The sequence below is a fragment of the Streptomyces sp. NPDC058701 genome (assembly GCF_042715295.1).
Classification (GTDB): domain Bacteria; phylum Actinomycetota; class Actinomycetes; order Streptomycetales; family Streptomycetaceae; genus Streptomyces.
This window is the reverse complement of record NZ_JBHXSY010000015.1, coordinates 124,703-140,754: the sequence shown is the minus strand read 5'-3', so window position 1 is coordinate 140,754 and position 16,052 is coordinate 124,703. Positions and strand designations below refer to the sequence as shown.

The window sequence follows — 16,052 nt, the reverse complement described above, 5'->3', positions numbered from 1 at the left end:
GCCCGGTCGGGGGTTCGGGGGCCCCCGGGGGCCTTCGGGGTGCGACGGCCGTCGGGGGTGACGGCCTTCGGGGTCACGGCCGTTCGAAGGCGAACCTGAGCGAGCGGACCCGGTTGTCGAAGTTCGACCCCGCCAGGTCCGGCAGACCCACCGCGCGCAGCCCGACCGGCCGGGTCAGCAGCTCGCGGAAGAGCGCCCGCATCTCCACCCGCGCCAGGTGCGCGCCCAGACAGAAGTGCGGTCCGCCGCCGCCGAAGCCCAGGTGCGGATTGGGCGAGCGGGTGATGTCGAAGGCGTCCGGGTCCGGGAAGACGGCCTCGTCGCGGTTGGCGGAGGCGTAGTACAGGACCACCTTGTCGCCCGGGCTGAACAGGTGCCCGTCCATGGTGTGTTCGGCGACGACCGTCCGGCGGAACTGGATGATCGGCGTCGAGTGACGGATGATCTCGTCCACCGCGCCGTCCGCGTGCGCCTCGAAGTCTGACAGCAGCAGGTCCCGTTGGGCGGGATGGTCGGTCAGCAGCGTCAGCCCGTGGGTGATCGCGTTGCGGGTGGTCTCCACTCCGGCGACCATCAGAAGTGAGAAGAACGCGCCGAGTTGGCGGGCGCCGAGCGCCTGGCCGTCGACGTTCGCGCAGACCAGGGCCGAGATGAGGTCGTCGGTGGGGTTCTTGCGCCGCTCGCGGCCGATGCCCGCCACCATCCGCTGCATCCGGGCCAGCGCCCGCAGGCCGCGCCCGGGCACCCGCAGCCGGGCGGCCAGGCCCCGTTCCACGCCGATGTGCTCGGAGGCGTGGTTGACGCGGTCGGCGATCTCCGCGCGGTAGCGGTCCGGGATGCCCATCATGTTGCAGATGACCTCCAGGGGCAGCCGGGAGGCCACCGCCGAGACGAACTCGTCCGGCCGCGCGTCGAGCACGTCGTCCACGATCCGGGCCGCCACCGCGTGGATGTCCTCTTCGGCGGCCGCCAGCAGGCGGGGCGTGAAGGCCCGTTGGACGATCTTGCGGAGCCGGGCGTGGTCGGGTCCGTCCAGGTTGACCATCGAGTCCCCGAACAGCGCGCGCACCCACCGGGCCGGTTCGGGGGTGGTCACCCCGGGAGCGCTCGCGAACACCTTGGGCAGGCGGCTGGCCTCCTGCACCTGCGCGTGCCGTACGAGGGCCCAGTGCCCGGGCCCGGCCCCCTCGGGGACGAACACCGGTGCGCCGAGGGCGCGGAGGCGGGCGAACACCGCCAGGCGGTGTTCCGGCGGGAGCTGCCAGAAGCCGGGCTCGGCCAGTTCCCCTCCGGGGCCGGGTTCCGTTCCGGTGCCGTGTCGCTGAGCCGGGAGTGTCATGGCCGTGCCTCTTCCTGTCGCGCCGTCGTGCTGCGCTGGAGAACGGTCGCGGCGGCGCGGGGGTGACGGCCCGGCGCGGAGCCGTTGCCGGGGCTCCGCCGGGGCGGCGGGCCGGGGCCGCCCGCCGCCTGGGTCAGAGCACGACGTGGTCGGGGCGGGCGCCCCGGCCGGCCAGGGTCAGGCCGACGGCGATCGTGGCCGTCGCGGCGAGGCCCGCGTACAGGACGGCGTACGGGCCCGCCCAGGTGCACGCCAGGATCACGAGGGCGGAGACCGGCAGGGTCAGCTGCTCGGCGACACCGCGCTTGAAGTAGCGCGAGTGCAGCAGCCACACCATCAGCAGGAACAGCGCGGACGGGACGGTGACGGCGGCGTTCGCCGCGGCCTGGGAGATGTGCGCCTTGCCGACCGCGTGCTCGACCGCGACCTCGATGCCCGCCCCGATCGCCGCGCCCGAGGCGAAGATCAACAGGTGGCCGTAACCCCACGGGATGGCCTCGCGGTTGGAGCTCAGCCGCTGGTGCATGGGGACGGCGAAGTAGATCCACCACGCGGCGAAGACGATCAGCAGGCCGCCTGCCGCGATGGGCAGCAGTTCGCCCAGGGCCTCGTGCTCGTCGAGCGCCGACTTCACCGCGACCGTGCTCGCGGCGATCGTCTCGCCCAGCACGATGATGGTGAACAGGCCGTACCGCTCCACGATGTGGTGCGCGTGCCAAGGCGTCTGGTGGCCGCGCTCGGCCACCACCGGCACCAACAGCTCGGCCGCCGCCACCACCAGGAACAGCCACCGCATCAGGTCGCCGGGGGCGAACAACAGCGCCACCCAGCCCGCCTGGCACACCACCAGTCCCGCGGCGTAGGTCAGGGCCGCCCTGCGGGCCGGCCCGCTCTCCCCGGCCGCGGCCCGCAGCCACTGGGCGGTCAGCGCCACGCGCATGATCAGGTAGCCGATGACGGCCACCGTCCAGTCGTTGTCGTCGGAGGCCCGGGTCACGCCCGCCGCGTAGACGAGGACGCCGGCGATCTGGACCAGCGTCGCGATCCGGTACGGGACGTCGTCGCAGTCGTAGGCGGAGGCGAACCACGTGAAGTTCATCCACGCCCACCACACGCCGAAGAAGACGAAGAAGTAGCCGATCACCCCGGTCAGGGGGTGCCCCTCGGCCACCGCGTGCACCAGCCGGGAACCGCACTGGGCGATCGCGACGACGAAGCACAGGTCGAAGAACAGCTCCAGCGGGGTCGCCGCACGGTGCCCCTCGTCGGGACTGCGGGCGATCATGGGTGAGTAGGCCATGCCGGCCAGCAGACCAGGAACGGCGCCTTCGGCAGGCCAGGCGCGCTGCCCCGACCGCTCCGGTGCCCCGCGCGGAGGCCTCGTACCGGGCCGGCACCGGCCGGGCCACGCGCGGGTGGCGGCCGGCGGCTCCGGACGCGTGGGGCCGCGGGAGGCGGAGGGCCCTGCGCGCGGCTTACCAACGGACCGGGGGCGAGGGGACTTCGGGCCGCCGCCCCCGGTGCGTTGTCCTCTGCCCCGAGCGCGCCGGTCAGCGGAGTCTGGATAGGTCAGGACCTTTCTCGCAGGTCAGGCCCCTTTGACTTCAGGAAGTGCAATGAGTACCGCCACGAAGGAAGCGCAGAGGTCGCTCGCCGATCCGGCGCAGTACCGCCCCGGCCGCACCATCACGGACTGGACGCCGGAGGATCCGTCCTTCTGGCGGTCCACGGGGAAGAAGGTCGCGACCCGCAACCTGTGGATCGCGGTGCCCGCCCTGCTCGTGGCCTTCGTGGTCTGGCAGGTCTGGAGCATCACGGCGACCAACCTCAAGGACGTCGGATTCGGCTTCTCGCAGTCCCAGCTGTTCTGGCTGACGGCGGTCCCCGGCATCACCGGCGGCACCGCGCGGATCCTCTACACGTTCATCGGTCCGATGATCGGCCAGCGGCGCTTCACCGCGATCTCCACGGTCGTGCTGGTCGTCCCGCTGCTGTGGCTGGGCTTCGCGGTGCAGAACCCGGACACCCCGTACAGCACGATGATCGCGATCGCCGCGCTCTGCGGCATCGGCGGCGCCAACTTCTCCTCCTCGCTGGCGAACATCGGCTTCTTCTACCCGAAGCAGGAGAAGGGCAACGCGACCGGTGTCAACGGCGGCCTGGGCAACCTCGGCGTCTCGGTCGTCCAGCTCCTGACCCCGATCCTGATCACGTCCTCGGTCCTCGCGATCGGCGCGGGCCAGAAGAAGGCGGACGGCTCGGAGATCTACCTGCAGAACGCCGCCTTCGTGTGGGTGCCGGTCCTGATCGTCCTGGCGGCCGTGGCCTGGTTCGGGCAGAACGACCTGAAGGTGGCCTCCACGCCCTTCAGCCAGCAGAAGGTCATCTTCAAGCGCAAGCACAACTGGGTGATGACCTGGCTCTACGTCGGCACCTTCGGCTCCTTCATCGGCTTCGCGGCGGCGCTCCCGCTGCTGATCAAGACCACGTTCCCGGCGTACTCGGTGGCGACCTACGCCTGGATGGGTCCCGCGCTGGGCGCGCTGGCCCGCTGGGCGGGCGGCTGGATCGCCGACAGGCTGGGCGGCGCCCGGGTGACGATCCTGTCCTTCGTGGGCATGGGCGCGTCGATCATCGGCGTGATCACCTTCCTGCCGGCCGGTTCCGACCAGGGGTCGTTCCACGGGTTCTTCCTCTGCTTCCTGTCGGCCTTCCTCTTCTCGGGCATCGGCAACGGCTCGACGTTCCGGCAGATCCCCGTGATCTTCCGCGGCCAGCACCTCAAGGGCCTGACGGAGGGCACCCGGGAGCACGCCGCCGCCCTGAAGCAGGCGGAGATCGAGTCCGGCGCGGTGACCGGCTTCACGGCCGCCATCGCCGCGTACGGCTTCTTCTTCATCCCGGCGATGTTCGCGAACTTCGCCGTGACCAGCGCGATGTGGGGCTTCGTGGCCTTCTACGCCTCGTGCGTGGTGGTGGCCTGGTGGTTCTACGCCCGCAAGGGCGCGGAAGCGCCCAGCTAGACCCCGCGCATTCTTGTGAATGTTTTCACAAGCGCGCGAGGGACCATCGGCCTGCCCGAAATAGCAGGTCACGCCCGGTGGGGGAGGGGGGAGAGCGGGAATCGCGGGACCTTCGGGCCCCAGCTCGGGACCAACGCGGCGCCAAATGATCGATCAAAAGGCGTGCAATGGATACAAGCAACGAGGCGACTGAAGAAGGTGCGGGCGATGACTGTCACTCCTGCGGTAACCACGAAGAACAGCGATGCCTGGGACGGCTTCAAGGGCGGTCTCTGGCGCGACACCGTCGACGTCCGCGACTTCATCCAGCAGAACTACACGCCGTACGAGGGTGACGACGCCTTCCTCGCCGGCCCCACCGAGCGCACCACCGCCGTGTGGAAGGCCATCACGGACAAGTTCCCGGAAGAGCGGGAGAAGGGCGTCCACGACGTCGCGTACGACATCCCGTCGACGATCACCGCGCACGCCCCCGGCTACATCGACCGCGAGAAGGACCTCATCGTCGGCCTCCAGACCGACGCCCCGCTGAAGCGCGCGATCATGCCGTACGGCGGCTGGCGCATGGTGGCCGGCGCCCTGGAGACGTACGGCTACCCGGTTTCCGAAGACCTGGAACGCGTCTTCACCGAGTACCGAAAGACCCACAACGCCGGGGTCTTCGACGCGTACACCCCCGCGATCCGCGCCGCCCGCAAGGCCGGCGTCGTCACCGGCCTGCCGGACGCCTACGGCCGCGGCCGGATCATCGGCGACTACCGCCGCGTGGCCCTCTACGGCGTCGACCGCCTCGTCTCCGTCAAGAAGGAGGAGAAGGAGGGCCTGAACTCCCTCCCCGCGGGCGATCGTTCGCTGGAGGAGACGATCCGCCTGCGCGAGGAGCTCTCGGAGCAGATCCGGGCGCTCGCCGAGCTGAAGGCGATGGCCGCCTCGTACGGCCACGACATCTCCGCACCGGCCGCCACCGGCCGCGAGGCCATCCAGTGGATGTACTTCGCGTACCTGGCCGCCGTGAAGGAGCAGAACGGCGCGGCCATGTCCCTGGGTCGGACGTCCACCTTCATCGACGTCTACCTCCAGCGCGACATCGAGGCCGGGCTCCTCACCGAGGAGCAGGCCCAGGAGCTGGTCGACGACTTCATCATCAAGCTCCGCATCGTCCGCTTCCTGCGCACCCCCGAGTACGACCAGCTGTTCTCCGGCGACCCGACCTGGGTCACCGAGTCGATCGCCGGCATGGGTGAGGACGGCCGTCCGCTGGTCACCCGGACCTCCTTCCGCTACCTCCAGACCCTCTACAACCTCGGCCCCGCCCCCGAGCCGAACATGACGGTCTTCTGGTCGCCGCGGCTGCCGCAGGGCTTCAAGGAGTTCTGCGCCCGCGTCTCGATCGACACCTCCTCGGTGCAGTACGAGTCCGACGAGCTGATGCGCCCGCGCTTCGGCGACGACACCGCCATCGCCTGCTGCGTCTCGGCGATGCCCGTCGGCAAGCAGATGCAGTTCTTCGGCGCCCGGGTGAACCTCGCCAAAACCCTGCTCTACGCGGTCAACGGCGGCCGGGACGAGAAGTCCGGCGCCCAGGTCGGCCCCGAGACCGGCGCCCTGACCTCCGAGGTGCTGGACTACGACGAGGTCATGGCGAAGTTCGACGAGCAGATGGAGTGGCTCGCCGAGACCTACGTCCACGCCCTGAACGTCATCCACTACATGCACGACCGGTACGCGTACGAGCGCATCGAGATGGCGCTCCACGACCGCGACGTGCGCCGCACCATGGCCTGCGGCATCGCCGGCCTGTCGGTGGCCGCCGACTCCCTGTCCGCCATCAAGCACGCCAAGGTCACCGCCCTGCGCGACGAGACCGGGCTCGTCACCGACTACACCGTCGAGGGCGACTACCCGGCCTACGGCAACAACGACGACCGCGTCGACGGCATCGCGGTGTGGCTCGTCGAGGAGTTCATGAGGAAGATCCGCAAGCACGAGACCTACCGCGGCGCCGAGCACACGCAGTCCGTGCTGACCATCACCTCGAACGTCGTCTACGGCAAGAAGACCGGCAACACCCCGGACGGACGCCGCGCCGGCGAGCCCTTCTCCCCGGGCGCCAACCCGATGAACGGGCGCGACACCCACGGCTACGTCACCTCGGCGCTGTCCGTCGCGAAGCTTCCGTACGGGGACGCGGAGGACGGCATCTCGCTGACCAACACCGTCACCCCCGACGGCCTGGGCCGCACCCCCGAGGAGCGGATCAAGAACCTGGCGGGCGTGCTGGACGGCTACACGGCGGTCGACGGTTTCCACATGAACGTGAACGTGCTGAGCCGCGACACGCTCATGGACGCCATGGAGCACCCGGAGGACCACCCGCAGCTGACCATCCGCGTCAGCGGCTACGCGGTGAACTTCGTCCGGCTCACGCGGGACCAGCAGCTCGACGTGCTGAACCGCACCTTCCACGGCTCCCTGTAGGGCCCCGCCGGCCCCGCCGGCCCCGCCGGCCGCGCCGGCCCCGCCGGCCGCGCGGCCCGGGCCGGCCCTCACCCCGGCCCCGGGGCCGCGCGACTCCGACGGACCCACCGGATCACCTCTGGAGCACCCGCCATGACCGTCCTCTTCGGTACGAGCATTCCCGTCGGCCAGGCCGGCGCAGCCGTCGTCGGCCCCGGACCCGGCTCCTCCGCCGGCTTCTCCGCCGGACCCGCCGCCGGACCCGCTTCCGCCGGCGCGGCCCGGACGCCGGCCGCCGCCGCGACCCAGCGGCCGAGCGAGGGGTCGGTGCACTCCTGGGACCTGTCCACCGGGGTCGACGGGCCCGGGACCCGCTTCGTGACGTTCCTGGCCGGCTGCCCGCTGGCCTGCCTGTACTGCCACAACCCCGACACCCTGCGGATGCGGGGCGGCAGGCGCACCTCCGCGGACGACGTCATCGCCGAGGCCCGCAAGTACACCCGCTTCATCTCCGCCGCGGGCGGCGGCGCCACCGTCTCGGGCGGCGAACCGCTGCTCCAACCCGTGTTCGCGGGCGAGCTGCTGCACCGGATGAAGAACGACCTCGGGCTGCACACCGCCCTCGACACCTCCGGCTTCCTCGGCGCGCGGGCCACCGACGCGCTGCTGCGCGACGTCGACCTGGTCCTGCTGGACGTCAAGTCCTGGGACCGGGAGACCTACGTGAAGGTGACCGGCCGCCCGCTGGAGACCACCCTGGACTTCGCCCGGCGCCTCGCCGACCTCGGCAAGGAGGTGCACCTGCGCTTCGTGCTGGTGCCGGGGCTGACGGACGCCCGGGAGAACGTGGAGGGCGTCGCCGCCTTCGCGGCCGGCCTCGGCAACGTATCGCGGGTCGACGTGCTGCCGTTCCACAAGCTCGGCGAGAGCAAGTGGGAGGCGCTGGACATGCCCTTCACCCTCCACGACACGCCGTCGCCCACCGCGGAGCAGGTGGCCGCGGCCAAGGCCGTCTTCGCGGCACGGGGTCTGGCCGCCGTCTGACCCCGTACGGCCTAACCCCCACCGGGGCATAACGGGCTGAAACCGTACACACCACCTAGCTTGGTGCTGTGTCCGAGCCCACAGAAGTCCTTGCCGCCGCCCCACCGCCGCCACCGGAGCGGACCGAGCCGCCCGAGGCGCCGCCCGCGGCCCGGCGGTCCGTCACCGCTCGGGCCTCCCTGGCCGGCACCGTCGTCTCGCTCCTGCTCGTCGTCGCGATCGTGCTGGGCAGCAGGCTGCTGCGCGACTTCGACTCGGCGCTGCTGCCGTACGCCGTCGCCACCGTCTTCCTTGCCTTCGGCGTCGCCTACCGGTACACCGTTTGGGTCTCGGCTCCGGGTGCGCGCCGCCTCTTCAGGAAGGGCTTCGGCAGCTTCTTCTCGGCTGCCAACTTCCGCAAGGCCCCCACCGCCCTGCCGAAGATGATCGCCACCTACCTCGGCTTCCAGAAGTTCCTCGGCGCCCGCTCGCGCGCCCGCTGGGCCGCCCACCAGCTCATCTTCTGGGGCTGCATCCTCGCGGCCCTCATCACCTTCCCCCTCACCTGGGGCTGGTTCACCTTCACCTCCGCAAGCGGCTCCGGGCCCGGCTACGAGATGCGCGTCTGGGGCGTCAAGGTCCTCGGCTTCGACTCGCTGAGCATCCTGGGCTGGCTGATGTTCCACGGCCTGGACGTCGCGGCCGTCCTCGTCATCCCCGGGGCCTCGTACTTCCTGTGGCGGCGGATGAAGGACCGCGGGGCCATGACCGGCCAGCGCTTCGCCTACGACCTGCTGCCGCTGATCTGCCTCATCGTCATCTCGGTGACCGGGCTGCTGCTGACCTTCTCGTCGATCTTCCTGCACGGCGGCGGATACGAGTTCCTCGCCATCCTGCACATGGTGTCGGTGGTGTTCACCCTCATCTACATCCCGTTCGGGAAGTTCTTCCACATCGTCCAGCGCCCGGCCGCCGTCGGCATGCAGCTGTTCAAGTACACGGCCCGCCAGGACGAGCAGGTCTTCGCCTGCAAGCGCTGCGGCGAACCGGTCGACACCGCCCCGTACGTCGAGAACCTGCGCGGCACGATGAAGGACCTGAAGCTCGACTTCGACGCCTGGGCCGAGTACTGCCCCCGCTGCAAGCGGGTGCTGCGCGGCAGCGCCTACCTGACCCACGTCAAGAAGGGCTTCAAGTGACCGCGACGGACCCCTCCGAGGCCGCCGCCCGGCCCGCGCCCGCACCGATCTCCATCGACCCCTCCATCGCCCCGCCCGGCACCCGCAACTTCCGCGACGCCGGCGGCATCCCCGCCGACCAGTGGCACGCCGACCAGAACGGCGAGACCCTCGTCCCCACCCACTGCTGCTTCTGCGGCGTGCAGTGCGGGATGTACCTGCGCGTGGACAGGGGCGGCAAGGTCTTCGGCGTGGAGCCCCGCAACCACGACATCAACCGGATGCGGCTGTGCCCCAAGGGCATCAACGCCTACCAGCAGGTCAATCACCCGGACCGGCTGACCGCACCGCTGATGCGCCGCTCCCGCGACGAGGAGTTCCGGGAGGCCTCCTGGGACGAGGCGCTCGACTTCACCGTCTCCGAGATCCGGCGCATCCAGGAGCAGTACGGGAACGACGCCTTCGGCCTGCTCGGCGGCGCCAGCCTGTTCTCGGAGAAGACCTACCTGGTCGGCAAGTTCGGCCGGGTCGCGCTCAAGACGAAGCACGTCGACTACAACGGCCGGCTGTGCATGGTCAGCGCCGCCGGCGCCAACAAGCTCGCCTTCGGCATCGACCGGGCCGGCAACCCGTTCTCCGACATCCTCCTCAGCGACTGTCTGCTCATCGCGGGGTCGAACGTGGGGGAGTGCTTCCCCGTGATGACCCAGTACCTGTGGGGCGCGCGGGACCGCGGCGCCTCGCTGATCGTCATCGACCCCCGCGAGACGGCCGTCGCCCGCACCGCGGACATCCACGTCGCCCTCAAGCCTGGCACCGACTCCGCCTTCTTCAACGCCGTCCTGCACGTGGTCGTCGCCGAGGGCCTCACCGACGAGGCGTACCTCGCCGCCCACGCCACCGGCTGGGAGGAGGTCAAGCGGACCGTCGCCGCCTACCCGCCCTCCCGCTCCGCCGAGATCTGCGGGATCCCGGCCGAGCAGATCGTCCAGGTCGCCCGGGTCTTCGCCGCCGCGGACCGGGCCATGGCCTGGCACGCCCGCGGCATCGAGCACCACTCCCAGGGCGTCGAGAACTGCCTCTCCGTCATCAACCTGTGCGTGGCCACCGGCAACATCGGCAAGCCGGGCGCCGGCTACGGCACCATCACCGGCCAGGGCAACGGCCAGGGCGGCCGCGAACACGGCCAGAAGTCCGACCTCCTCCCCGGCGGCCGCTCGATCACCAACCCGGAGCACCGGCGCCAGATCTGTCAGATCTGGGGCATCGAGGAGTCCGAACTGCCCGGCGCCGGCACCTCCATGATGGAGATGGTCTGGCAGATGCAGCGGAAGGAGATCCGCGGCCTCATCGGCATCTGCAACAACCCGTTCGTCTCCCTCCCCAACTACGGGGTGGTCAAGGACGGCTACGACACCGCCGAGTTCCACGCACAGTTCGACTTCTTCCTCTCCGAGACCGCGGCCAACGCCCACGTCGTCTTCCCCGTCACCACCTGGGCCGAGGACGAGGGCGTGATGGCGAATGCCGAGGCCCGGGTGGTCAAGCACAACAAGGCGCAGGAGCCGCCCGCCGGGGTCCGCACCGACACCTGGGTGATGTGCGAGCTCGCCCGGCGCCTCGGGGCCGGACGCCACTTCGACTTCCCCGGCTCCCGCGAGGTCTTCGAGGAGCTGCGGGTCGCCTCCGCCGGTACGGTCAACGACTACTACGGCATCACGTACGACCGGCTGGAGGAGACGGGCGGGATCGCCTGGCCCTGCCCCTCCACCGACCACCCCGGCACCCCGAGGCTGTTCGAGGACGGGCGGACCTACCACCCCGACGGGAAGATCCACCTCCAGGTCGTGGAGTGGCATCCGCCGATGGACGCCTACACCGAGGAGTACCCCCTCTCCCTCACCACCGGCCGTACCGTCGCGCACTTCCTCTCCGGGAACCAGACCCGGCGCCTGGGCGCCCTCGTCGAGCAGACCCCCCGCCCGTGGGTGGAGGTCCACCCCTCGCACGGCTTCCGCGACGGCGACCCGGTCCGGGTGGTCACCCGTCGCGGCAGCGAGGTCTTCCCGGCGCTGGTCACCGAGGCCATTCGCCCCGACACCGTCTTCATCCCGTACCACTGGCCCGTGCCCACGGCCGCGAACGCCCTGACCATCGACGCCCTCGACCCCCGCTCGAAGATCCCCGAGTACAAGGTCTGCGCCGCCCGGATCGAGGCCGCCGGTCGGATCGACGAGGTCCCCGCGCCGCCCACGGCCCCGGGACACGAGGCCTATCCGGAGACCCAGGTCTCCCGCACCGACCCCCTGCCGCCCACGGCCCCCCAGGGCCGCGGCACGGCGGAGAGGAGCTGACCCCGCCATGATGGGCCGCACGATCTTCATCGACCCGGGTCGGTGCATCGGCTGCCAGGCGTGCGTCTCGGCCTGCCGCGAGTGCGACTCGCACCGCGGCAAGTCGATGATCCACCTGGACTACACCGATCCCGGCACGTCCGTCGCCTCCCTCCCGACCGTCTGCATGCACTGCGAGGACCCGGTCGCGCCCTGCGCCGAGGTCTGTCCCGCCGACGCGATCCTGGTGACCGCGGACGGGGTGGTCCAGCAGGCCGACACCACCCGCTGCATCGGCTGCGCCAACTGCGTCAACGCCTGCCCCTTCGGCGTCCCCAAGATCGACCTCCAGGCGAAGCTGCAGATGAAGTGCAACCTCTGCTACGACCGCACCGCGTACGGCCTGGCCCCCATGTGCGCCACCGTCTGCCCCACCGGCGCCCTCTTCTACGGAACGCTCGAAGAGCTCCAGGCCGAGCGCCCCGGCGTCCAGGTCGCCGACTCGTTCGTCTTCGGCGACGTGGTGGTCAGCACCGGCGTGGCGATGGTCGTCCCCGCCGAGAAGGTCCAGTGGCCCGTCCCCGGCGGCCTGCCCGTCGTCGAGATCAACGGAGTGGACGTCCGATGAGCGTCACCGAACAGCCCGCCCCGCACTCCGGCCCGGGCCCCGACGGCGACGCCGCCGCCGATCAGCTCCGCGACCGCATCAGCGCGGACTCCCTCACCACCCGCCGCGACTACCTGCGGATCGTCGCCACGGTCTCCGGCGGCCTGGCCATCGGAGGCGTCGGCGTCGCCGCCGGCATCCTGCACCGGCACGGGGACAGCGAGTCGATGCCCGAGGCCAAGAAGGTCGTCGACGAGCTGCCACCCGGCCGGTCCGTGGCCTTCCGGTTCCCCGGCGAGGAGGACCGGGCCCTGGCCGTACGGCTGGAGGACGGCTCCCTCGTCGGCTACTCCGCCGTCTGCACCCACCTGGCCTGCGCCGTGCTCTGGCGCGAGGACCGGGGACCGGACGGGGAGCTGTACTGCCCGTGCCACGAGGGCGTTTTCAACGCCCGCACCGGCGAGGTGACGGCCGGGCCGCCGCCGCGCCCCCTCCCGAGGATCTTCCTGACCGAGCAGGCCGACGGCAGCGTCTGGGCCGTCGCCACCGCCCGGTCGGGAGAGCCGGCGAAGGACGCCCTCTGCCGGCAGTTCGGCGATTCCCGCCCCGAGTTCTCCGCACAGCTGGGATGCCCCGGGGAGGCTCGCGCCAAGTCGACCGAAAGCGGGCGGACGTGAGTGACGCACAGCTGCCTCCGCGCCCGGACTACCACCCGGGCAGTGCCCAGCCCCGGCTGAACCGGCCGCTGCGGGAGCGGTATCCGCAGATCCGTCCCACCAGCGGCTACGGCGACCCGCGGATCCGGCACACGGGCCCCGGCCCGGGCGCCGGCACCGAACAGGAGCCGGAGCGGTCCTCCAAGCTCAACGCCCGTCTGGTGCTGGCCCTCACCGTGGTCGTCGGCCAGCTCTGGGCGCTCACCGTGACCGTCAACGAGTGGATGGAGGGCAATACCGGCACGGCCTGGTGGGGAGCGGGATTCCTGGTCCTGTCCTTCCTCGTCGTGATCGCCCTGTGGCTCCTCGACCCGAAGGACCGATGACCATGTCGATACCCCCGCCCGCTCCCAACCCGGTGCGCTCGCACCGCGCGGAGACCTACCAGCCCGGCGCCACCATCGGCGACTGGCGGCCCGAGGACGACGGCTTCTGGCAGTCCACCGGCCGCAAGGTCGCCCAGCGCAACCTCTGGGTCTCGATCCCGGCACTGATGCTCGGCTTCGTGGTCTGGCAGGTCTGGTCGGTGACCGTGGTCAAACTGAACGACGTCGGCTTCGGGTTCTCCAAGTCGCAGCTGTTCTGGCTGACCGCCATTCCCGGCATCACCGGCGGCACCTTCCGGATCCTGTACACGTTCATCGGGCCGATCTTCGGCGAGCGGAAGTTCACCGCGTTCAGCACGATCATCCTGATCGTGCCCATGCTGTGGCTCGGCTTCGCGCTCCAGGACACCGGCACCCCGTACTGGGAACTGGCCCTTATCGCGGCCGTCTGCGGCATCGGCGGCGCGAACTTCGCCTCCTCGATGGCCAACATCGGCTTCTTCTTCCCCAAGCGGGAGAAGGGCAGCGCCAGCGGCCTCAACGGCGGCCTCGGCAACCTCGGCGTGAGCGTGGTCCAGCTGGTCGCCCCGCTGGTGGTCACCGCCGCCGTCCTGGGCGCCCCGGCGGGCGGCCCGCAGTACGACGGCAAGAAGGACACCGACATCTGGCTGCAGAACGGCGCCTTCCTGTGGGTGCCGCTGCTGGTCATCATGGCGCTGCTCGCCTGGTTCCTGATGAACGACCTCAAGGTGGCCGCGGCCCCCTTCAGCCAGCAGAAGATCATCTTCAAGCGCAAGCACAACTGGCTGATGACCTGGCTCTACGTCGGCACCTTCGGGTCCTTCATCGGCTTCGCCGCGGGCCTTCCCCTGCTGATCAAGAACAACTTCGAGGCGCAGGGCTACCAGGCCACCACCTATGCCTGGATCGGCCCGTTCATCGGCGCGCTCATGCGCTGGGCCGGCGGCTGGCTCTCCGACAGGATGGGCGGAGCCAGGGTCACCATGCTGTCCTTCGTGGGCATGGCCGCCGCGCTGGTCGTGGTGGTCTACGCCCTGCCCTCCGGCGGTGACCCGGGCAGCTTCTGGGCCTTCTTCATCGGCTTCCTCGCGGCCTTCGCCTTCTCCGGCCTCGGCAACGGCTCGACCTTCCGGCAGATTCCGGTGATCTTCCGGGACCAGCACATGCGGGAGGCCGAGGGCAAGGGACCGGAGGCGCAGGCCGCCGCGCTCAGGCAGTCGGAGATGGAGTCCGGCGCCGTCACCGGCTTCTCCTCGGCGATCGCCGCCTACGGCTTCTTCTTCATCCCGGCGATGTTCGCCGCGATGGCGGTCACCAACGCCCTGTGGATCTTCATCGCCTTCTACGCCACGTGCCTCGCGGTGTGCTGGTGGTTCTACGCCCGCAAGGGCGCGGAAGCCCCCAGCTGAGCGGGCCCGGGTCCGGGACCCGGGGAGGAGGAGGGGGCGGCCGTACCCTGGAGGCATGAGCCCCGCCCCCGCCTCCGACCCGCACTTCCCCCAGCCGTCCCCGCAGCCTGCCGAGCCGTCGCCGACCGGCGCCGCGCCCCGGCCGAAGCCGCGGCTGGTCTTCGACGACCCGCTGGACCAGCAGTCCTCGGACGACACCGACCGCGGCTGGGGCGAGCGGCCGCCCGCCGGCGGAGGCGCGGCCGACCTGGCCCGCTTCCTCGACGAGAAGCCCCCGCACCACATCTGAGCCCCTCCGGGGGCCCCTGCGCCCGGGCCGCCTAGAAGGCGTCGCGCGACCCCGCGGGACCCGTGACCGTGGGACCCGTGCGCGCGGGGCCGGTGCCCCCGCCGTTGACGCGCTGGGAGACCAGGGTGTCGCGGATCTCCTTGAGGACCTCCAGCTCGGTGATCTCCATGGTCTCCTTGACACCCTCCTTGGCCTTGCGGCGCGCCTCCACCTTGGCGAGGTACTTCGCCATCGGCAGCACCATCAGGAAGTAGACGACCGCTGCGGTGATCACGAAGGTGAGCGCCGCGTTGAGGACCGAGCCCCAGAGGATCTCGACACCCGTCGGCTGTCCGTTCCCGTCGATGCCGCACGGGTCCTTGAGACACGACTTGTAGACGTCGAGGTTCTTGGTGCCGATCGCGCCGACCAGCGGTCCGATGATCCCCTTGACGATGGAGTTCACGATGTTCGTGAACGCGGCGCCGATGACCACCGCGACCGCCAGGTCGACCACGTTGCCGCGCATCAGGAAGGCCTTGAAGCCCGCCAGGACGCTCTCCTTCTTCTTCTCGCTCACCACTGAGCCTTTCTTCACATGTGCCGATTACGGAGCCAACGGTTCCGAAAGCTACGGCAGTCCGGACCCGGCCTGTCCAATCGGGGCGCACCTCAAGGTGACTTGACTGCGCGCCTGTGCGAATCAGCACAACGTCACCGCCAGTCGGGCCGTGGCTCCCGCCCCCACGAGGGCCCGCGCCGTGTCCCGCGGTACGGACAGGACCACCAGCGCCCCGCCGTCCCCCGCACCCTCCTGGGGCGCGGGCACGTCGGCGACGCGCGCCCCCGCGGCCACCACCCTGGGCGGTCCCGCGCGCTCCGCCGCCACCACGTCGACGCGGTCCCCGGGCCGCAGGAGCCGCACGGTCGCCGCGTCCGCGATGCGCACCGGCGCCGACACCAGCCGCACGGCCGCCGGCGCGGCCTTCACCACCGGTGGCGCGGCGCCGCGCGAGGCCTGCGCCTCGGTGCCGCCCACGGCCAGGGCCGCCGCGACGACGGCCAACCCGGCAGCGGCGGCCCGCCGCCTGCGCCGCACGGCCCGGCCCAGCCGGTACCCGCCCCGCCCCACCCGCAGCGGCGGGAAGGCCGGAACCGGGCGCGCGGGCGGATACGTGGGGGGACACGTCGGCGCGCCCGGCGAAGGGAAGAGCGACGGACCCGGGGAAAGCCGAGGAAGAGGCGAAGAGGCCGGAGGAACGAGGGACATGAGGACCACCACCGAGCTGAACGGGTTGCGAGGTCCGGACCGGGCGTCCGGACCCGTCCCACGATCCGGCCTCCCGCGGAAA

At 71.1% G+C, this 16,052-nt stretch carries 14 protein-coding genes; 10 read left to right on the top strand and 4 right to left on the bottom strand.

All coding sequences use genetic code 11. The annotated features are described in order from the left end of the window. Positions 1–73: 73 nt before the first annotated feature. Together ACFWW8_RS18765 and ACFWW8_RS18760 are read right to left on the bottom strand one after the other, a co-directional pair. The gene (locus ACFWW8_RS18765) at positions 74–1,339 is read right to left on the bottom strand and encodes a cytochrome P450 (RefSeq protein WP_386530062.1); all 1,266 of its coding nucleotides are present in this window, start codon (positions 1,337–1,339) and stop codon (positions 74–76) included. Between the two features lie 133 nt (positions 1,340–1,472). Next, entirely contained in the window at positions 1,473–2,639 is a 1,167-nt protein-coding gene (locus ACFWW8_RS18760; protein WP_386530060.1) for a low temperature requirement protein A, read from the bottom strand. A gap of 316 nt (positions 2,640–2,955) precedes the next feature. Here ACFWW8_RS18760 and ACFWW8_RS18755 point away from each other — a divergent pair, with 316 nt between their 5' ends. From ACFWW8_RS18755 to ACFWW8_RS18710, 10 genes are all read left to right on the top strand, one after another. Further along, entirely contained in the window at positions 2,956–4,362 is a 1,407-nt protein-coding gene (locus ACFWW8_RS18755; protein ID WP_386530058.1) for a NarK family nitrate/nitrite MFS transporter, read from the top strand. Positions 4,363–4,569: 207 nt separating this feature from the next. Further along, complete coding sequence (gene pflB, locus ACFWW8_RS18750) at positions 4,570–6,840, top strand: formate C-acetyltransferase (protein WP_386530056.1); 2,271 nt, start codon at positions 4,570–4,572, stop codon at positions 6,838–6,840. Positions 6,841–6,972: 132 nt separating this feature from the next. Further along, on the top strand, positions 6,973–7,863 hold the full coding sequence (gene pflA, locus ACFWW8_RS18745; RefSeq protein ID WP_386530054.1) for a pyruvate formate-lyase-activating protein: 891 nt from the start codon (positions 6,973–6,975) through the stop codon (positions 7,861–7,863). Between the two features lie 68 nt (positions 7,864–7,931). Beyond that, positions 7,932–9,041 carry an MFS transporter gene (locus tag ACFWW8_RS18740; RefSeq protein WP_386530052.1) on the top strand — a complete coding sequence of 370 codons (1,110 nt, stop codon included), beginning with the start codon at positions 7,932–7,934 and terminating at the stop codon, positions 9,039–9,041. Then, on the top strand, positions 9,038–11,374 hold the full coding sequence (locus ACFWW8_RS18735) for a molybdopterin oxidoreductase family protein (protein WP_386530050.1): 2,337 nt from the start codon (positions 9,038–9,040) through the stop codon (positions 11,372–11,374). The genes ACFWW8_RS18740 and ACFWW8_RS18735 overlap by 4 nt, the downstream gene beginning before the upstream one ends. Before the next feature lie 7 nt (positions 11,375–11,381). Then, the gene (locus ACFWW8_RS18730; protein WP_386530048.1) at positions 11,382–11,981 is read left to right on the top strand and encodes a 4Fe-4S dicluster domain-containing protein; all 600 of its coding nucleotides are present in this window, start codon (positions 11,382–11,384) and stop codon (positions 11,979–11,981) included. Continuing rightward, complete coding sequence (locus ACFWW8_RS18725; RefSeq protein ID WP_386530046.1) at positions 11,978–12,637, top strand: ubiquinol-cytochrome c reductase iron-sulfur subunit; 660 nt, start codon at positions 11,978–11,980, stop codon at positions 12,635–12,637. The genes ACFWW8_RS18730 and ACFWW8_RS18725 overlap by 4 nt, the downstream gene beginning before the upstream one ends. Continuing rightward, on the top strand, positions 12,589–13,002 hold the full coding sequence (locus tag ACFWW8_RS18720; RefSeq protein WP_386530044.1) for a hypothetical protein: 414 nt from the start codon (positions 12,589–12,591) through the stop codon (positions 13,000–13,002). Before ACFWW8_RS18725 ends, ACFWW8_RS18720 begins: the two co-directional genes overlap by 49 nt. A gap of 2 nt (positions 13,003–13,004) precedes the next feature. Next, positions 13,005–14,432, top strand: coding sequence for a NarK family nitrate/nitrite MFS transporter (locus tag ACFWW8_RS18715; protein ID WP_386530042.1), 1,428 nt, complete (start codon positions 13,005–13,007; stop codon positions 14,430–14,432). Between the two features lie 55 nt (positions 14,433–14,487). Beyond that, complete coding sequence (locus ACFWW8_RS18710; protein ID WP_386530041.1) at positions 14,488–14,721, top strand: hypothetical protein; 234 nt, start codon at positions 14,488–14,490, stop codon at positions 14,719–14,721. A gap of 31 nt (positions 14,722–14,752) precedes the next feature. On the opposite strand, the gene mscL is transcribed toward ACFWW8_RS18710, so the two are convergent. Together mscL and ACFWW8_RS18700 are read right to left on the bottom strand one after the other, a co-directional pair. Beyond that, positions 14,753–15,280, bottom strand: coding sequence for a large conductance mechanosensitive channel protein MscL (gene mscL / locus ACFWW8_RS18705; RefSeq protein WP_386530040.1), 528 nt, complete (start codon positions 15,278–15,280; stop codon positions 14,753–14,755). Positions 15,281–15,403: 123 nt separating this feature from the next. Then, positions 15,404–15,970, bottom strand: a complete 567-nt coding sequence (locus ACFWW8_RS18700) for a hypothetical protein (protein WP_386530038.1) — start codon at positions 15,968–15,970, stop codon at positions 15,404–15,406. Positions 15,971–16,052 lie beyond the last annotated feature (82 nt).